The 16,944-nt window shown below is 63.7% G+C and carries 15 protein-coding genes; 13 read left to right on the forward strand and 2 right to left on the reverse strand.

The window, feature by feature from the left end; translation table 11 throughout:
- The first annotated feature begins 21 nt into the window (after window positions 1–21).
- The 4 genes from VCA57_RS17445 (at window position 22) to VCA57_RS17460 (ending at window position 4,371) form a co-directional block, all read left to right on the forward strand.
- A complete protein-coding gene (locus tag VCA57_RS17445) occupies window positions 22–1,227 on the forward strand; it encodes a cytochrome P450 (RefSeq protein WP_411186338.1) in 1,206 nt (401 codons plus the stop codon).
- A gap of 1 nt (window position 1,228) precedes the next feature.
- Entirely contained in the window at window positions 1,229–2,599 is a 1,371-nt protein-coding gene (locus VCA57_RS17450) for an MmgE/PrpD family protein (protein WP_411186339.1), read from the forward strand.
- 303 nt (window positions 2,600–2,902) lie between these two features.
- Entirely contained in the window at window positions 2,903–4,180 is a 1,278-nt protein-coding gene (locus VCA57_RS17455) for a cytochrome P450 (RefSeq protein WP_411186340.1), read from the forward strand.
- 11 nt (window positions 4,181–4,191) lie between these two features.
- On the forward strand, window positions 4,192–4,371 hold the full coding sequence (locus VCA57_RS17460) for a hypothetical protein (protein WP_411186341.1): 180 nt from the start codon (window positions 4,192–4,194) through the stop codon (window positions 4,369–4,371).
- A 75-nt stretch (window positions 4,372–4,446) separates the two neighbouring features.
- Here the strand turns inward: VCA57_RS17460 and VCA57_RS17465 are convergent, their stop codons facing one another.
- Window positions 4,447–4,575: a hypothetical protein gene (locus VCA57_RS17465; RefSeq protein ID WP_411186342.1), complete on the reverse strand. Its 129-nt coding sequence runs from the start codon at window positions 4,573–4,575 to the stop codon at window positions 4,447–4,449.
- 328 nt (window positions 4,576–4,903) lie between these two features.
- Here VCA57_RS17465 and VCA57_RS17470 point away from each other — a divergent pair, with 328 nt between their 5' ends.
- From VCA57_RS17470 to VCA57_RS17480, 3 genes are all read left to right on the forward strand, one after another.
- Window positions 4,904–6,196, forward strand: a complete 1,293-nt coding sequence (locus tag VCA57_RS17470; RefSeq protein ID WP_411186343.1) for an amidohydrolase family protein — start codon at window positions 4,904–4,906, stop codon at window positions 6,194–6,196.
- Window positions 6,197–6,285: 89 nt separating this feature from the next.
- Entirely contained in the window at window positions 6,286–7,497 is a 1,212-nt protein-coding gene (locus VCA57_RS17475) for a cytochrome P450 (RefSeq protein WP_411186344.1), read from the forward strand.
- Between the two features lie 114 nt (window positions 7,498–7,611).
- Window positions 7,612–8,040 carry a hypothetical protein gene (locus VCA57_RS17480; protein WP_411186345.1) on the forward strand — a complete coding sequence of 143 codons (429 nt, stop codon included), beginning with the start codon at window positions 7,612–7,614 and terminating at the stop codon, window positions 8,038–8,040.
- Between the two features lie 141 nt (window positions 8,041–8,181).
- Here VCA57_RS17480 and VCA57_RS17485 read toward each other — a convergent pair whose 3' ends face one another.
- Window positions 8,182–9,456, reverse strand: a complete 1,275-nt coding sequence (locus VCA57_RS17485) for an acetyl-CoA hydrolase/transferase family protein (protein WP_411186346.1) — start codon at window positions 9,454–9,456, stop codon at window positions 8,182–8,184.
- A 63-nt stretch (window positions 9,457–9,519) separates the two neighbouring features.
- Here VCA57_RS17485 and VCA57_RS17490 point away from each other — a divergent pair, with 63 nt between their 5' ends.
- The 6 genes from VCA57_RS17490 (at window position 9,520) to VCA57_RS17515 (ending at window position 16,942) form a co-directional block, all read left to right on the forward strand.
- The gene (locus VCA57_RS17490; protein ID WP_411186347.1) at window positions 9,520–10,716 is read left to right on the forward strand and encodes an acetyl-CoA C-acetyltransferase; all 1,197 of its coding nucleotides are present in this window, start codon (window positions 9,520–9,522) and stop codon (window positions 10,714–10,716) included.
- A 113-nt stretch (window positions 10,717–10,829) separates the two neighbouring features.
- Window positions 10,830–12,122, forward strand: coding sequence for an amidohydrolase family protein (locus tag VCA57_RS17495; RefSeq protein ID WP_411186348.1), 1,293 nt, complete (start codon window positions 10,830–10,832; stop codon window positions 12,120–12,122).
- Between the two features lie 30 nt (window positions 12,123–12,152).
- Entirely contained in the window at window positions 12,153–13,640 is a 1,488-nt protein-coding gene (locus VCA57_RS17500) for an aldehyde dehydrogenase family protein (protein ID WP_411186349.1), read from the forward strand.
- Window positions 13,641–13,677: 37 nt separating this feature from the next.
- Window positions 13,678–14,814 carry an acyl-CoA dehydrogenase family protein gene (locus VCA57_RS17505; RefSeq protein ID WP_411186350.1) on the forward strand — a complete coding sequence of 379 codons (1,137 nt, stop codon included), beginning with the start codon at window positions 13,678–13,680 and terminating at the stop codon, window positions 14,812–14,814.
- Between the two features lie 2 nt (window positions 14,815–14,816).
- Window positions 14,817–16,037 carry an acyl-CoA dehydrogenase family protein gene (locus VCA57_RS17510; RefSeq protein ID WP_411186351.1) on the forward strand — a complete coding sequence of 407 codons (1,221 nt, stop codon included), beginning with the start codon at window positions 14,817–14,819 and terminating at the stop codon, window positions 16,035–16,037.
- 20 nt (window positions 16,038–16,057) lie between these two features.
- Window positions 16,058–16,942 (forward strand): SDR family NAD(P)-dependent oxidoreductase, encoded by an 885-nt coding sequence (locus VCA57_RS17515; RefSeq protein ID WP_411186352.1) that lies wholly within the window; start codon window positions 16,058–16,060, stop codon window positions 16,940–16,942.
- Window positions 16,943–16,944: the final 2 nt, after the last annotated feature.

Below are 16,944 nucleotides of genomic sequence, written 5' to 3' on the forward strand. Positions count from 1 at the left end.
TGTATTAATCTGGAGCCTTCAATGGACCACGAAGCGCTTCTCAAGGAACCGCCGCTGCCCACTATCGCTCGCGAGCAGATTATCGACTTCGATTTTTTCTCCATTGCGCCGGTTGACGGCGATATTCACCTGGGATGGAAGCGTCTGCACGAGGGGCCGGACGTCTTCTATACGCCGCGCAACGGTGGCCACTGGGTGATCACCCGCGCCGCCGATATCGCGGCGATCTTTCACGATGCCGCGCGGTTTTCCAACGCGGGGGTGGCGATGTCCAGGGACGCGCGCGAAATGCGCTTCGCTCCGGGCGAGGCCGATCCGCCGGAGCATACCGCGTACCGAGCGCTGCTCAGCCCATCCTTCGGTCCCAGGCAGGTGCGTGCCCTGGAGCAGCAGGCCCGGACCATCGCGGTCGAACTGATCGACGGTTTTCGCGCCGACGGTGGCTGCGAGTTCCGTACCGCCTTCTCGCAACGTATGCCGATCTACGTGTTTCTTTCGCTAATGCAGCTGCCGTGGGAGGACGCGGCGGTACTGCTGCCGGCGGCCGACTGGCTGACGCGCGACCCCGATCCTGAGTCGTTTATGCGCGCCATCCAGACGATGATGGGCTACCTCGCGGAGCGCATCGCCGAACGTCGCTTAGCGCCGCGGGACGACTTCATCAGCCAGATGATCGGTGCAGACGTCGGCGGCCGGCGTGCGACGGAGCAGGAGGTGTTGAGCATGACGGCGAACGTCATGTTCGGGGGGCTGGACACGGTTACATCGACCATGGGCTTCTTCATTCACTTCCTGGCGCGAAGCCCCGCCCATCGGCGGCGTCTTGTCGAGGATCCCGATGCAGTCGGCAATGCGGTGGACGAGCTGCTGCGCCGTCACGCGATCGCCAACTTCGGTCGCTGTGTGATCGACGACATGGAGTATCTCGGCGTACCGATGCGCCGCGGCGATCTGGTGCTGTTACCTACCGCCCTACACAACCTCGACGAACGCCGTTTTCCCGACCCGCTGACGGTGGATTTCGACCGTCAGGACAAGGCGCATTTCACCTTCGGCGGCGGGATTCATCGCTGCCTGGGCTCGCATCTGGCGCGCTTGCAACTCAGGGTAATGCTGGAGGAGTGGCTGGTGCGCATCCCCGACTTCCGCATCGAGGAGGGCAAGGACGTGCACGTGCACTCGGGTCGGGTCAATGCCATTACCTACTTACCACTCCGCTGGAGTTGACATGCAGTCTGCAAATGACCAGGAAACGCTCGCCAGGCGGCTTGCCGGCTGGATCGTCGAGCTGAAGTACGAGGACCTGCCCGATATCGTGGTGCAGCGAGCCAAGCAGTGCATTCTCGATCAACTGGGGGTGCAGGTTCGCGGCGCCACGCTGGCGCAGGTGCAGTCGGTCGGCCGCCTCGTTGCATCCATGGGCGGAGCGCCCGAGGCGTCGGTGATACAGAAGGGTTTCAAGACATCGGTGGCCTATGCCGCCTATGTCAACGGCACCTTCGGGCACAGCTGCGAGTTCGACGACGCTCACTTTAATTGCGGGCACCCGGGCGTGTGCGTGATCCCCGCCGCCCTGGCGGTGGCCGAGCGCGAGGGTGCATCTGGCAAGGATCTGATCATGGCGGTGGTCGCCGGCTATCAGGCCCAGACGCTGGGGGTCGGCCCGATCCACCACAGCACATTGCAGTCCGGCTGGCACGGTACCAAGGTCGGCGGCGTGTTCGGCGCGGCTGCCGCTGCCGCCAAGCTACTGCGCCTGGATGTCGAGCAGACCGCACATGCGCTGAGCGTGGCGGCCAGCGAGGCATCCGGCACCATGGAGTACGACCAGAGTGGCGGCGAGGTCAAGCGCCTGCACGCGGGATCCGCCTCGAGATCCGGCGTGCAGGCCGCGTTGCTGGCGCAACTCGGCATGACCGGACCGAGCACGATCTTCGAAGGCAAACGCGGCATTTTCAAACTCTTCGGCGATGGCAGAGCGCCGGAGATCGAGCGCTTCTGGCAGGGCCGGTTCCACATCCTCGACACCATGTTCAAACTCTACCCCGCGGTTGGCACGGTGCACGCGGCGCTCAATGCGCTTAGCGAGATCATGCGCGAGCGGGAGTTTGCGCCGAGCGACGTGGAGTCGATCCGGGTCGGGCTGGCCGCCTGGGCCATTCCCCATGGTGCGGCCATCGTGCGGCCGACGGACAGCATCAGCGCCCAGTTCAGTCTGGCGTTCAGCCTGGCGTTGCGCATCGTCAAGCGGCGCAACGATCTCGACCTCTACCTCGACAGTCAGCACTGGACGGATCCGGAGGTCCTGGCTGTTGCCGACAAGGTTTCGCCCTATGCCATGACGTTCGAGCCGGGCGCATCCGAGCTCGGCGCCACGGTAGTGGTGCAACTGCATAGTGGCGTGACGCTGCAACACTACGTACGCGCTCCTCGAGGGTTTCCTGATAATCCGGCATCCGATGCGGATCTTACCGACAAGTTCACCCGTCTGGTGTCGGGCTTGATCTCCGACGCTGCGGTGGAACGGGTCATGGCGACGCTCGCGCAGCTCGAGGGCGAGGCGCGTGCCTCCTCCTTGCTGGAGGCTCTGGCGGTCTAACCGGCCGTTGAAAAACTACGACGTTGCCGATGCGTCGTTAAAACAGGTTCGTATGCGAACTCGGGCCGGGCACCCCGACTAGGCGTCCCCAACAGATTGCTGGTTTACAGATCGTAAACCAGCGGGCGAGCCCAGGCCGTTTGATTCGCTACGCTGCGTTTCTCGCCGGTTTTTTGCGTGCCTCGTCTGTCTCGGCGAGGTTTTTCATCGCTCCGCCAATTGAACGCTTCGCGCCGCCGCGTACCCTCGCGCAGATTGCGGCGATTTCGATCGATTTAGAGGGCATCGACCCAGGAGACGTGCATGACTGAAAGCAACGCAAGTGCCACGGGCCCGCAGATTCCCGCTCACGTACCGCCTGAACTGGTGCGAGACGTGGATTTCTACCAGATCACCGTCGGTGACGACCCGCAAAGGGACTTCAAGGAACGCTTCGCGGGCGACCCCGCGATCTTCTATATCCCGCGTACCGCCAGGGATCCGCAATGGGGTAACTGGGTGATCACGCGTCGCGAGGATATTCTGGCGGTGATGCAGGATCCGCAGACCTTCTCCAGCCGCCATATTGCCGGCTTCGACCGCGCCCTGGGTGGCGAGGAGTGGCTGGCCTACCCGGTGGAGATCGATCCCCCTGACCACACCAAGTTTCGCGCCTTGCTCAACCCCTTGTTCGCGCCTGCCCGGATCAAGGCGTTGGAGGCGAGCATGCGCGCCCATACCGTGGGCGTTATCGAGGCAATTGTCGACGCCGGGGAGGTCGATTTCCAGGCTGTCGCCTCGGAATTGCCCGCCGGCATCTTCAGCCACCTGCTCGGCATCTCGATCGACGAGACGCTGGCGGTGATGGGCAATGTGCGTCGTATCCTGCACAGCGGCTATGACCAGATCGCGAGAAAAGCGGGGCTCGAATGGTTGATGGCGTTCGAGCAGGAACTGATCAAGCGGCGAGAACATGAGCGCGGCGACGACCTGATCAGCATCGTTCTCGATGCCCGCGTCGATGGCCGGCCGCTGACCGAGAAGGAGATCTTCGGTCTGTTCTTCTTCTTTCTGCTGGCAGGGCTCGACACTGTGGCCGGGGCCCTCGGTCTGCATTTCCGTCACCTGGCGATCGATGTACCGCTACGCCGGCGCTTGGTAAGTGATCCTTCAGCGATCCCGGATGCCATCGAGGAACTGCTGCGCCGCTATAGTCAGATCACGACCAATAGGTTCGTTACGCGAGGCGTCGAATTTCGTGGGGTTTCCCTGCGCAAGGGCGACAACCTCATCCTTTCCCTGCCGCTGGCGAACCTGGACGACGAGGTGTTCAGCGATCCGCTTGCGGTCGACGTGGACCGCCAGCAAAGCCCGCATATCGCGTTCGGTGCCGGTCTTCATCGCTGCATCGGCTCGAATATCGCGCGCCAGCAACTGCGCATCACCTACGAGGAATGGCTCAAGCGCATCCCGGATTTCCGGCTTACGCCGGGTGCCGAGGTGCAGGCCATCTGCAGTGAGGCGCTGGTGCTGAAGAATCTGCCGCTGTCATGGGCGGTGATGGGGCTCGAATCGACCAACGATTCTCCAAGCCACTCCTGAGGTCCTTGCCCGTGCGTGTTCCCGCGCGGGTTTCGACCGTCGCCGGCAGCGTCGTCTCGGCACGGATGAATGCCGAGTTTGCGGTCGTCCACTACCAGCGCCGCTCGCCTGCCGCCGTTTTGCGTGCAGGACGCTTCGCCTTGCACGTGGTTCGCGGCAATGCCATGTCAGCCGATATCCGGCCGATGTGAGCGCTGTTCCACTACCTCGTCAGTTCCCGCTAATGCAGCGCCAGGCGCAGGAAGGTGCCTGCCTGTTTCCCACGGTTACGCGCGTGGGCGGGCGACTTCGATACCGTCATCCAGGCGTGACGCCGCCAGCACAATGGCTCCGCCACGATCCTGGACAGCAGCCTGATCCAGCCAGGCATCTGACGCGCTGATCCTGCCCGCCATCATGGGCTCGAACCGGCAGGCTCGCGGGGCACCGCTCCGCTAGCAGCCTGTCGGACCAGACATCCGCGCAATCCAGGGCGACCTTCATACTCATCTCGGGTGCCGTGAGCTGGACATGGCACTGCCAGACGCCGCCTGGCTTAAGGCAGGCGTTTCGCCATTCATTGACCCAGGTCAACACGGGGTCGTCCTTTTGCCATGAAACTGATCTTGTGTCAGTTATTTGGGCTGGCCATGAGCGGCGACTGACTTTCGGTCCGCCTGACCTGCAATGCAGCAACGGCAACGGCACCGGCGAGCGTTGCAAAATTTTCGGAGACTGCAGTAAATGGAAATGAATGAGATGGTGTTGATCAGTGTGGACGACCACCTGATCGAGCCTGAGGGTATGTTCGACCACCACATGCCGGCCAAATTCAAGGACCGTGCGCCGAAGGTAGTGCGGGGGACCGGTGGCTCGCACCAATGGCAGCTAGAGGGCCTGCGGGCACCGGGTCTGGGGCTCAATGCGGTGGCAGGCCGGCCGAAGAGCGAGTACGGCTTCGAGCCGGTTTCCTACGATCAGGTGCGCAAGGGCTGTTACGACGTCGATGCCCGTATCGAAGACATGAACGCCAACGGCGTCCTGGCGTCGATCTGCTTCGGCTCCTTCCCGGGCTTTGCCGGCGCGCGCTTCCAGAAGATGGAGGACAAGGCCTTGGCGCTGGCTACGATCCAGGCTTATAACGATTGGCACGTCCACGATTGGTGCGGCAAGCATCCGGGGCGCTTCATCCCGATCGCGCTGCTGCCCTTGTGGGACGCCAGACTCGCCGTGGAAGAGCTCAAGCGTATGGTCAAGCTGGGCGTCCATGCGATTTCCTTTCCGGAGAACCCGGCGATCATCGGCCTGCCGGGCATTCATCACGCCTGCTGGGATCCGCTGTGGGCGTGCTGCGAGGAAAATGCAGTCGTGGTCAATTGTCATATCGGGTCCGCCGGCAACCCGCCTTATCCGTCGGACGAGTCGCCGATCGACGCCTGGATCACCGCCATGCCGATCAGCATCGCCGGTGCTGCAGCCGACTGGCTGTTCGCGTCCTTCTGGAAAAAATACCCCAACCTGCGCATGACCCTTTCCGAAGGCGGCATCGGCTGGATTCCCTATTTCCTCGAGCGTGCGGATTTCACCTACAAGCACCACGGTGCCTGGACGAACGCGGACTTCGGTCGTGAAAAGCCTTCCGACGTGTTCCGCCGTCACGTCATGACCTGCTTCATCGACGACGAGTTTGGCCTGCAGAACCGCGGTGACATCGGCATCGACATGATCGCGTGGGAATGCGACTACCCACATTCGGACTGCACCTGGCCGGAGTCGCCGGAAGTGCTTTGGCCGTCGCTGAGCTCGCTCAGCACGTCCGATATCGACAAGATTACCCACCAGAACGCGATGCGGGTCTTCAACTTCGATCCGTTCGCGCCCATGGGCGGTCAGGACAATTGCACGGTCGGGGCCCTGCGGGCACTCGCCAGGCACGTAAATACCGAACCTGTTTCGCGAGGCGGACTCAACCCGTCTGTGGAGAAAGGCGAGCCGGTCACGTCGGTGGACATCAAGAAGGTACTCTCACACGTCTGAGCGGTTCACCACCTCAGGCAAGGAGACGGATGCGGCGCTGCGATGGCGCGTCGCGTTTCACCATCAGCGGATACAGAAGGAAAAATCACATGAACACTAGCGCTGCGACCCTGGCCGAGCATGATATTCCCGCGCATGTTCCGCCCGAGCTGGTCAAGGTTTTCGATTTCAGAACGGGCTTGGGCGACGACCCTCACGCGACGGTCGGAGCATTGCACCAGGGGCCGCCTATCATCTATTCGCCGGTGCACCACAATGAACTGCCCAATTCGCCCGGCACCTGGATTCCGCTGCGGGCCGCCGATATTCGCGCCGTGTTGCAGGATCCGGCGACCTTCTCGAGTGACATCGGTCGCGCGAAGAGCAGGGAACTGACCTTGATCCCGCTCGAACTCGATCCGCCCGAGCACACCAAGTATCGGGCGTTGATGAACCCGCTGTTTTCGCCGAAGAAGATCCAGGCCCTCGAACAGACGGTGCTCGATGTCTCAACGTCGCTGATCGACAAGATCCTCGAGAAAGGCAGCTGCGACTTCGTGGAGGACTTCGCCCGTCCATTCCCCATCGGCATCTTTCTCGGCCTGATGGGACTGCCGCAGGAGGAAATGCCCCGGTTCCTGGAATGGGAGGGGCTGATCATGCGCCAGCGATCGACCCGTGCCGAGGGGATCGAGGCGGTCTGCGGCTACCTTTCCGGGCTGATCAAGGCGCGACGCCTCGAACCGACGGACGACCTGATCAGCTTTGCCGTGCAGAGTCAGGTCGACGGCCGGGTGCTCGATGACTCGGAGGCGTTGGGGCTGTGTCTGTTGTTGTTTATCGGCGGGCTGGACACCGTCGCCAGCAGTCTGGGTTTCTACATGCGTTATCTCGCCGAGCATCACGCCGATCAGCAGGTGCTGCGCGAGGATCCGTCGCTGATTCCCGATGCCGTGGAAGAGTTTCTGCGCGCCTTCGCCGTGGTCAATACCAGCCGCGAGGCCACATGCGATACCGAGATCGCCGGCGTCGCGATCAAGAAGGGCGACAACATAACCTGTTCGACCATTCTGGCGTGCCGCGATCCGCTCGAATTCGAGGCCCCGGATGTGGTGAACATTCGCCGCAACCCGAATCCGCACAATGCCTTCGCCTATGGCCCGCACCGCTGCATCGGTTCCCATCTGGCGCGGCGGGAACTGCTCATCGGACTACGCGAGTGCCTCTCGCGCATACCGACATTTTCGATCAAGGAGGGCATCCCGCCGCGCGTTGCCGGCGGCGGGGTCTTCAGCGTCGAATCGCTCGAACTGGTCTGGTAGTCGGACTTGATTGGTGCGTTGTTCCGACAGGCATCGTGCCTTCTGTCCGCACGATGCCTAGCAGGTAGTTTTTCAACGGCCTGCTAGCAATGGCCCAGCACAATGGAGTGAATGATGATGCGTACCGACGCCGAGTGGATCAGTGAGTCGCTGGAGATCGCGGCAGAGTATGTCGATGATCTCAGCCCTTGTGTATACCAGCGCTTTTTTGCGGTTATGCCTGAGGCGCGGGAGCTGTTTGGCGGGGATTGCGATCGCTCCCTGCAGGGGCGCATGTTGAACGCGATTCTGCTTACCATCCTCGACCAGGCGGCGGGCCGCCTGAATCGCGCCCACGTACAGACCTGGGCGATGGATCACCGCATGTGGGAGGTGAGCGCCGGCATGTTTCCGGCCATGCTCAACGGCCTACAGGACGCCGTTCGCGAGTCGGTCGGAACGCGCTGGATGGGGGGGCACCAGGAGGCATGGGAGCGGCAGGTCAGCCAGTTGCTCGAGACCATCGATCAGGGCTACGGGGCCGCTGTGCCCGCTCTTGGTTGAGGGCCGTCGGCAGGCCGTTACGTTTAACGTGTTGGCCCTGTCGTCTTCGATTGATGCTTCCTGTGTCGACCGCCGGGTAACAGGCTCGGCGCTCGCGCGAAATCGGCTGCGATCCGCAACCGGCAGCGCGCGAACCGGGTGTCATGGCCTGACCTGCATGCCCGCGACGCGCTCGAGCGCTTCACGGTCGTCCGGATGGGCGATGTCGATCATCTGCCGCATGCGCTGGGCCAAGGTCAAACCGCGCAAGTCGGCGATGCCATGCTCGGTGACGATGATGCCGGCATCGCTGCGCGGGATACTGGCCGGGCCGGAGAGCTGGGCGACGATGCGTGGGAGCGGGCGCTCGGTCGAGCTGGCGCGCGAGGGCAGCGCGATGATCGGCAAGCCGCCCCTGGAGCGGTGAGCACCGCGCACGAAGTCGTTCGCGCCGCCCACCGCGCCGACGTACAGGCCGGCGGCGACCTCGGTATTGACCTGGCCGCTCAGGTCCACTTCGATCGCGGAATTGATCGCCACGAAACGGTCGATGCGGGCCAGCACATCGACGCAGTGGGTATAGGCGACACTGCGCAATTCTACGGTCGGATTGCGGTGCGCGTAGTCGCGCACGGTTTTCGTGCCCATCAGCACGCCGGCCACGCTGACGCCACGGTCGATCGTCTTGCACGCGTTGGTGATGACCCCCTCGCCAGCCAGCACGGCCGCCTGGTCGACCAGAGCGCCGCTGTGCAAGCCGAGGTCGCGGCGGTCGTGTAGCTGGCGCAGAACGGCTTCCGGCAGGCTGCCGATGCCGCATTGCAGGGTGGCGCCGTCGTCGATGAGCCCCGCCACGCGCCGGGCGACCGCTTGTTCGACCTCACCGCCGGAACCGACCGACGGGGCATCGACAGGCGCGTACGAAGCGTGGAGCGCATAGTGGATGTCGTCCGCGCCGAGCGAGATCGGGCCGTGCGTCCAGGGCGCCTGGTCATTGATCTCGGCCACGATGCAGCGCGCGCTGGCCAAAGCCGGAGCCAAATATTCGCATGCCATGGACAGGCTGTAGCGTCCGTGCTCGTCAGGGGGCGACAGCTGCAGCATGAGCACATCGACATGCAGCTCGCCGCCGGCGACCTGGCGAGGCAGATCGGAGTAATGCCCTGGCCATATGTCGAGCACCTTTGCGCGCGCCAGCGCGCGGTTGCGCCCGGCACCACAGTACGACAGGAAGGATACGGTGTCCGCATGCTCCGGCTTCAGTGTGTCGGCCCAGGTCATTCCGATTAGCGCGCGGAATGGGCCGATGCTCTGGCGCTGCTCCATCAGGGCGCGGGTCAGCATGGTCGGCTCGGCGGAGCCTTGCCCCCACATCACCGTATCGCCGGGACGCACCAGAGTGCTCAGGTCTAGCTGGGTCGGGTCGATAATTTGCATGGGGAAGGCCTCTGGATTACCATAATAAATGATATTGCATCAATTATTAGCCAGGGTTGAGCCATGAGACAAGCTACCATCGTATCCCCCCTTAGAACGCCCGTCGGTGCCTTCGGCGGCGCGTTTCGATCCCTTACCGCCGACCAGTTGGCGGTCCATGTGATCCAGGCAGTATTGCAGCGCAGCCGTATCGACCCTGCAGTTATCGACGAGGTCATAGTCGCGCAGTCCTATTCGTCCAGCGAAGCGCCCTGCATGGGGCGCTATGCGGGGCTGGCTGCGGGCTTGCCGCTGGAGGTGCCGGGGTACACGGTGGACCGCCGCTGCGGCTCGGGCCTGCAGGCGGTGATCGACGCCTCCATGATGGTACAGACCGGCGCCGCCGATGTCGTGCTGGTGGTCGGGGTGGAGAGCATGAGCAATATCGAGTACTACAGTACCGATATGCGCTGGGGCTCTCGCGCGGGCTCGGTCACCCTGCACGACCGCCTGCAGCGGGGGCGCGAGCGCTCGCAACCGGTCGATCGCTTTGGCGTGATCTCGGGGATGCCGGAAACGGCCGAAAACCTGGCTCGCGAGTACGGTATCAGCCGAGAGGCGGCGGATGAGTTTTCCATGCGCAGCCACCAGCGTGCCGCTGCCGCGTGGGAAGAGGGGCGCTTCGCCGACGAGGTGGTGTCGGTGCCGGTAGCGCAGAAGAAGGGCGGGCCTATCCTGGTGGAAAGGGATGAGGGCATTCGCCCCGACACCACCATGGACACCTTGGCGCGCTTGCGTCCCTTGATCAAGGACGGAACCGTCACCGCGGGCAACTCGAGTCAGCAAAACGACGCCGCCTCGGCTTGCCTGGTGGTGGCGGAGGACCGCCTGGCAGCGTTGGGCCTGGAGCCCATGGGCCGGCTGGTGGGCTGGGCGGCCGCTGGTTGTCATCCGGCCACGATGGGCATCGGGCCGGTTCCTGCGGTAGCCAGGCTAGTCCAGCGCACCGGCATCGGCCTGGACCAGATGGATCTGGTGGAACTCAACGAGGCCTTCGCTACGCAGGCCCTGGCAGTGCTCAAAGGCTGGAATTGGAGCGATCTGGATCGGCTCAATGTAAACGGTTCGGGGATTTCCCTGGGGCATCCAATTGGCGCCACCGGGGTACGCATGCTGTCGACCTTGCTGCACGAGCTGCGCCGCCGTGGTGGCCGCTACGGATTGGAGACGATGTGCGTCGGCGGCGGTCAGGGTCTGGCGGCATTGTTCGAACGAATCTAGGTGCTCAGGGACGCCCGCAAGACGAGCGGGTGGTTACTGATAAAAATTGACAGTGGATCAGTTCAGTAGGAGAATCGAATCCGTTGCCATTACTCAAATAAGAGGGGACTCCCGTGGAAATGCAAGACATGGTACTCGTCAGTGTCGATGATCACTTGATTGAGCCGGAGGACATGTTCGAGCGGCACATGCCGGCGAAATTCAAGGATCGTGCACCGAAGGTCGTACGCGGTTCCAACGGTGCCCACCAATGGCAGCTCGAAGGAATGCGCGCACCAGGGTTGGGCCTCAATGCGGTCGCCGGACGCCCGAAGGAAGAGTACGGCTTCGAGCCGGTGTCCTACGAGCAGGTCCGCAAGGGCTGCTATGACGTCGATGCGCGCATCGAGGATATGAACGCCAACGGCGTACTCGGCTCCATCTGCTTCGGCTCCTTTCCCGGGTTCGCCGGTGCGCGCTTCCAGAAGATGCAGGACAAGGAGTTGGCCCTGGCGACGATCCGCGCCTACAACGACTGGCACGTCCATGACTGGTGCGGCAAGCATCCGGCGCGTTTCATCAAGCTCGGCCTGCTGCCTTTGTGGGACGTCAAACTCGCGGTGGCGGAAGTGGAGCGTCTGGCCAAGCTCGACGTGCATGCCATCTCATTCCCTGACAACCCCTCGCTGATCGGCCTGCCGAGCCTGCACTCGGAGACCTGGGAGCCGCTCTGGGCCGCGTGCGAAGCGCATGCGATGGTGCTCTGCTGCCACATCGGTTCCGCCGGTAATGCCCCCTATCCTTCGGATGAGTCGCCGATCGATGCGTGGATTACCTCTATGCCAATCTCGATCGCCACGGCGGCCTCCGACTGGCTGTTCGCCAGCTTCTGGAAGCGTTATCCGAAGCTGCGCATGGCGCTGTCCGAAGGCGGTATCGGCTGGATTCCCTATCTGCTCGAGCGCGCCGACTTCACCTACCAGCAGCACAGTGCGTGGACGCGCGCCAATTTCGGTAATGAGCGTCCCAGCGACGTGTTCCGCCGTCACGTAATCACCTGCTTCATCGACGACGATTTCGGTCTGCGCAATCGCCAGGATATCGGTGTCGACATGATCACCTGGGAAGTCGACTACCCACACTCCGATGCGATCTGGCCGCATTCTCCGGAGCATCTGTGGAAGAGCGTGCGCAATCTGCCGACAGTCGATATCGACAAAATCACCCACTTGAACGCCATGCGTGAATTCAGCTATGACCCGTTCAGCCTGATGGGTGGTCGCGAGGCATGCACTGTCGCAGCATTGCGCGCCCAGGCCGGTTTCGTGGATGTCGCGCCGACCTCGCGTGGCGGCCTCAATCCAGCCGGAGATAGCGACAAGCCCGTGACCTCGGCCGACATCAAGAAAATCCTCTCGCACATGTAAGGGCGGCTGCTGCCCTGATTGGAGTATTACGTGTCCTTCGAATTGCCCTTGAAGCATCCAGCCGCGCTTTACGTTGGCGGCGAATTCGTCTCCGTCGACAGTGCGGCGCGAGAAGAAGTCGTGAACCCCTCGACCGAGGAAGTGATCGGGCTCGCGCCGGTGGGGGGCGAGCGCGAGTCTCGTGACGCCATCGCGGCAGCGCGCCACGCTTACGATCACGGCCCATGGCCACGCATGAGCCCGCGTCAGCGGGCTGAACACCTCGCTCGGCTGCGTGACCTGCTGATCGAGCGCGCAGGGCCGATCTGCGAGCTGATTACCCTGGAAGCCGGGTCGATCCATACGCAGACGCGCGGGCGACAGTTCGATATACCCATGAAACACTTCGATTACTTTCTCGAGGCGGGGCAGCAGATTCAGGTCAAGGCCCTGGCGCCCGAGCTGACCCAGACCGCCAAGGGAAAGGTTGTGGGTACCGGCTTCGTGGTGCGAGAGCCGGTCGGGGTGGTGTCGGCGATCACGCCTTACAACTACCCGTTCTTCCTCAACGTCATCAAGATCGTGCCTGCCCTGATGACCGGCAACACCTGTGTGCTCAAGCCGTCGCCCTTCACGCCTTTCGAGGCGATGGTGCTCGCGGAGGCTGCCCACGACGCCGGTCTGCCCCCGGGAGTGCTCAACGTGGTCACCGGCGGCAAGGAAGTGGGTGAGCTGTTGACCACTCATCCCGACGTGGACATGGTCACCTTCACCGGTTCCGACACTGTAGGTGCGGCCATTGCTGGCCAGTGCGCGCCGGGACTCAAGCGTGTATTGCTGGAGCTGGGCGGCAAATCGGCGTTGATCGTCCGTCAGGACGCCGACCTCGATCTGGCCGTGGCCAACGCATTGCGCGGTTTTACCAGTCATGCCGGGCAAGGCTGTGCGATGAACACCCGCAGCCTGGTGCACAACTCGATTCGGGGTGAATTCGCCCGCCGTCTGGCCGAGCAGGCCAAGGCCGTGCGGGTCGGCGACACCCTGGATCCCACCAGTCAGATGGGGCCGTTGATCCGCGCCGCTGCGCGCGACCGCACCGAGCGCTACGTCGCCATGGGGCTGGAATCCGGCGCCAAGCTGTTGAGCGGTGGACAGCGCCCGGCTCACCTGGATCGCGGCTTCTTCTATAACCCCACGCTGTTCGACGACGTCGACAACCGCTCGGGCCTGGCGCAGGAGGAGATCTTCGGTCCCATCGGCGTGATCATCGGCTTCGATAGCGACGACGAGGCGGTGAGCATCGCCAACGATTCGAACTTCGGTCTGCGCGGCGGCATTATCAGCGCCGACCTCGGTCGTGCCTACGAAATGGCGCTGCAGATCCGCAGTGGCGGCGTCACCCTGAATGGAGGTGCCGGCACCCAGCTGTCGAACGGCCCATTCGGCGGTATCAAGCGCTCGGGCTACGGACGGGAGTTGGGTGAGGAAGGTCTGCACGAGTACACCCAGCAGAAGCTGATCGAGATTCACGCCGGATGAGGCGCGCCGTCTTTCGTTCGCGCAGGGGGCGCTCGCTATGAACTTCGATTATTCAGCGGACCAGCGTTTACTCAAGGACGAGGCGCGTCGATTCCTCGACGGTTGCTGCTCGCCGGCGGTGGTGCGCGGCGTGCTCGACGATGCCTCGCGCTCGTACGATGCCGGGCTCTGGACGCAACTCGCCGACATGGGCTGGCTCGGCAGCGTGCTGCCGGAGGCCCACGGCGGGCTCGGCCTGGGCCACGTCGAGCTGTGCGCCATCGCCGAAGAGATGGGGCGCGTGCTCGCGCCGGTGCCGTTCGCTTCCACCCTGTACTTCTTCGCCCAGGCGTTGATGCAGTTCGGCACCGAGGAGCAGCAGGCGCACTGGCTGCCCCAGGTGGCCAGTGGCGACTGCATCGGCTGTTTCGCTGCGGCCGAAGGTGCCGGCGAGCCCATCCCGGCGCGGTTGCAGGCGAGCGTCGAAGGCGGGCGCCTGCGCGGCGACAAGATACCGGTGATCGATGGCGACGTCGCTCACGTGGCGATCGTGCTGGCCCAGGGCGAGCAAGGGCCGGGGCTGTTTCTCGTCGATCTGCGCGAACCCGGGGTCAAGCGTGCGCCACTGGCGTCGCTCGATCCGACGCGCGGGCTGGCCGGCCTGTCGTTCGCCGACGTAGCGGCCGAGCAGTTGGGCCGTCCTGGAGAGGGCCTGCGCATTGCCACCCAGGTGTATCGGCGGGCGGCGGCGTTATTGGCCTTCGAACAGATCGGCGGCGCCGACCGCTGCCTGGAAATGGCCAAGACCTTTGCGCTTGAGCGGTACGCCTTCGGCCGGCCCATCGCCAGCTATCAGGCGATCAAGCACAAACTCGCCGAGGTGTATGTCCGTAACGAGCTGGCCCGATCGAACGCGTACTACGCGGCCTGGGCCCTGGACAAGGATGTCGACGGCCACGAGATGCCGATTGCCGCCGCCGCCGCGCGTATCGCCGCTAGCGACGCCTATTGGCACGCGGCCAAGGAAAACATCCAGACGCATGGTGGCATGGGCTTCACCTGGGAAGTCGACGCCCACCTGTACTACCGACGCGCGCAACAGCTCGCTCTCGCAGCCGGTGCGCCGCGCTGGTGGAAGGAGCATCTGGCCACCGAACTCGAGTCGCGGCACGTTGGTGCCCCGGAGGAGGTTTGACGATGGATTTCGACGATACCGCCGAGGAAGGGATCTACCGTGCCGAGGTGCGCTGCTGGCTCGAAGCCAACGCCCCCGCTGTCGCGAGCGCCCGCTCCGCTGATCTGGATGAAGCGGCGCGCCTTGTGCGTGCCCGGGCTTGGCAGGCGCTGAAGGCCGAAGCCGGCTATGCGCGCGTCACTTGGCCGCGCGAATGGGGCGGCGGTGGCGGCACGCCCATCCAGCAAGTGATATTCAATCAGGAAGAGGCACGCTTCGATGTGCCCAGCGGGTTCTTCGGTATCGGCCTGGGAATGTGCTTGCCGACGGTCATGAAGTATGCCGAAGAGGGGACCCGGCAGCGTTTCGTCGCCCCTGCGTTGCGTGGCGAGCAGATTTGGTGCCAGTTGTTTTCCGAACCCTCGGCGGGCTCCGATGCCGCAGCGGTTCGCACGCGTGCCGTGCGTTCGGGCGACGACTGGATCGTCAGTGGGCAGAAGGTGTGGACCACCGGCGCTCACTATTGCGACTACGGCTTGCTGTTGACGCGCACCGATCCCAGCGTGCCCAAGCATCGTGGCCTCACCATGTTCTGGATCGACATGAAGGCGCCAGGTGTGTCCGTGCGCCCCATTCACCAGATGACTGGCGGGTCGGATTTCAACGAGGTCTATCTCGATCAGGTGCGCATTGCCGACGCCCAGCGCCTCGGCGAAGTGGGCGAGGGCTGGAAGGTGGCGATCTTCACGCTGATGAACGAGCGTGTCGAAGGCGGCAAGCCGCGCGGTCCGGAAATCGACGCCGTGCTGCGGCTGGCGGCACAGGTGCCGCACGGCGAATCGACCCTGCTGGGCGACGGCGCCTTCCGCGCGCGCCTGGCCGACTGGTTCGTGCAGAGCGAAGGACTCAAGTACACGCGCTTTCGCACCATGACGGCGCTGTCGAGAGGCCTTGCGCCGGGGCCGGAAGCGTCGATCGGCAAACTGGTCGCGGTAAACCGCCTACAGGACCTCGCGCACGAGCTCATCGAGCAGCAGGACCTGTTCGGTCTGGTCTGCGACCCCGCCCGGGCCGCACTCGACGCCTCGCTGCAGCACGATTTTCTCTATGCGCCGGGGCTGCGCATTGCCGGCGGCACCGACGAGATCCTTAAAAACATCATTGCCGAGCGGGTGCTTGGGCTGCCTCCAGACGTTCGCGTCGACAAGGATGTGTCGTTCAACGCCTTGCCCGGCAGCCACTGATTCGAAAAGGAACAAGACGCATGAAATTACTTGAAGGCAAGGTAGCAGTGATCACTGGTGCGGGCGCTGGGCTGGGCCGGGCCTACGCGCTGCTGTTGGCACAGGAAGGGGCGAGCATCGTCGTCAACGACTTTGCCCGCGCATCGTCCCCGGATGAGCAGAGCCCAGCCGAACGTGTGGTCGCCGAGATCGAACGCCTGGGCGGACGGGCGGTGGCCAATTACGACGATGTCGGCTCGGTTGCCGGTGGCGAGTCGATCCTGAAAACGGCCCTCGATGCCTTCGGCGACGTCCACATCCTGGTCAACAACGCCGGCATCCTGCGCGACAAGAGCCTACCGAAGATGGAAGAGGCCGATTTCGACCTCGTCGTCCGTGTGCACCTGAAGGGCACCTACTGCGTCACTCGGCCGGTTTTCATGCATATGAAGGACAGCGGGCGCGGCGGCGTGATCGTCAACACCACCTCGACATCGGGGCTGCGCGGCAACTTTGGCCAGACCAACTATGGCTCGGCGAAAGCGGGCATCTGGGGCTTTTCCAATTCACTGGCACTCGAAGGTCAGAAGTATGGGATCCGCGTATGGACAATCGCGCCTGCGGCGGCGAGCCAGCTGACCGATTCGACGACCTCGGAAGAGTACAAGAAGACCTTCACCGCGGAGAGGGTCGCGCCCGTGGTGCTGTACATGGTCAGCGAATTGTCCGGCGAACAGACCGGAAAGACACTGCTCGCGGGCGGTGGTTATGTCAGCGAGATTCGCATGGAAATGGGCGAAGGATTTACGCCGCCGGACGAGTTTGACGCGCAGCACCTGGCGGACGCGATCGCCGCGGGCAAGGTGATGATGCCGACGCGCGATCTCAAGTACGTCAACGCCTACGGCCCGACGGCGAAGGCCTGAGC

The organism is Pseudomonas sp. (genome assembly GCF_046581935.1).
In the GTDB taxonomy this organism is placed as follows: domain Bacteria; phylum Pseudomonadota; class Gammaproteobacteria; order Pseudomonadales; family Pseudomonadaceae; genus Aquipseudomonas.

Coding starts and splice junctions, on each gene's coding strand:
- VCA57_RS17490 (WP_411186347.1), top strand. CDS start 9,520: ATGAGACAAGCTACCATCGTATCCCCCCTTAGAACGCCCGTCGGTGCC.
- VCA57_RS17505 (WP_411186350.1), top strand. CDS start 13,678: ATGAACTTCGATTATTCAGCGGACCAGCGTTTACTCAAGGACGAGGCG.
- VCA57_RS17450 (WP_411186339.1), top strand. CDS start 1,229: ATGCAGTCTGCAAATGACCAGGAAACGCTCGCCAGGCGGCTTGCCGGC.
- VCA57_RS17515 (WP_411186352.1), top strand. CDS start 16,058: ATGAAATTACTTGAAGGCAAGGTAGCAGTGATCACTGGTGCGGGCGCT.
- VCA57_RS17470 (WP_411186343.1), top strand. CDS start 4,904: ATGGAAATGAATGAGATGGTGTTGATCAGTGTGGACGACCACCTGATC.
- VCA57_RS17455 (WP_411186340.1), top strand. CDS start 2,903: ATGACTGAAAGCAACGCAAGTGCCACGGGCCCGCAGATTCCCGCTCAC.
- VCA57_RS17480 (WP_411186345.1), top strand. CDS start 7,612: ATGATGCGTACCGACGCCGAGTGGATCAGTGAGTCGCTGGAGATCGCG.
- VCA57_RS17485 (WP_411186346.1), bottom strand. CDS start 9,456: ATGCAAATTATCGACCCGACCCAGCTAGACCTGAGCACTCTGGTGCGT.
- VCA57_RS17510 (WP_411186351.1), top strand. CDS start 14,817: ATGGATTTCGACGATACCGCCGAGGAAGGGATCTACCGTGCCGAGGTG.
- VCA57_RS17475 (WP_411186344.1), top strand. CDS start 6,286: ATGAACACTAGCGCTGCGACCCTGGCCGAGCATGATATTCCCGCGCAT.
- VCA57_RS17465 (WP_411186342.1), bottom strand. CDS start 4,575: ATGGCGGGCAGGATCAGCGCGTCAGATGCCTGGCTGGATCAGGCTGCT.
- VCA57_RS17445 (WP_411186338.1), top strand. CDS start 22: ATGGACCACGAAGCGCTTCTCAAGGAACCGCCGCTGCCCACTATCGCT.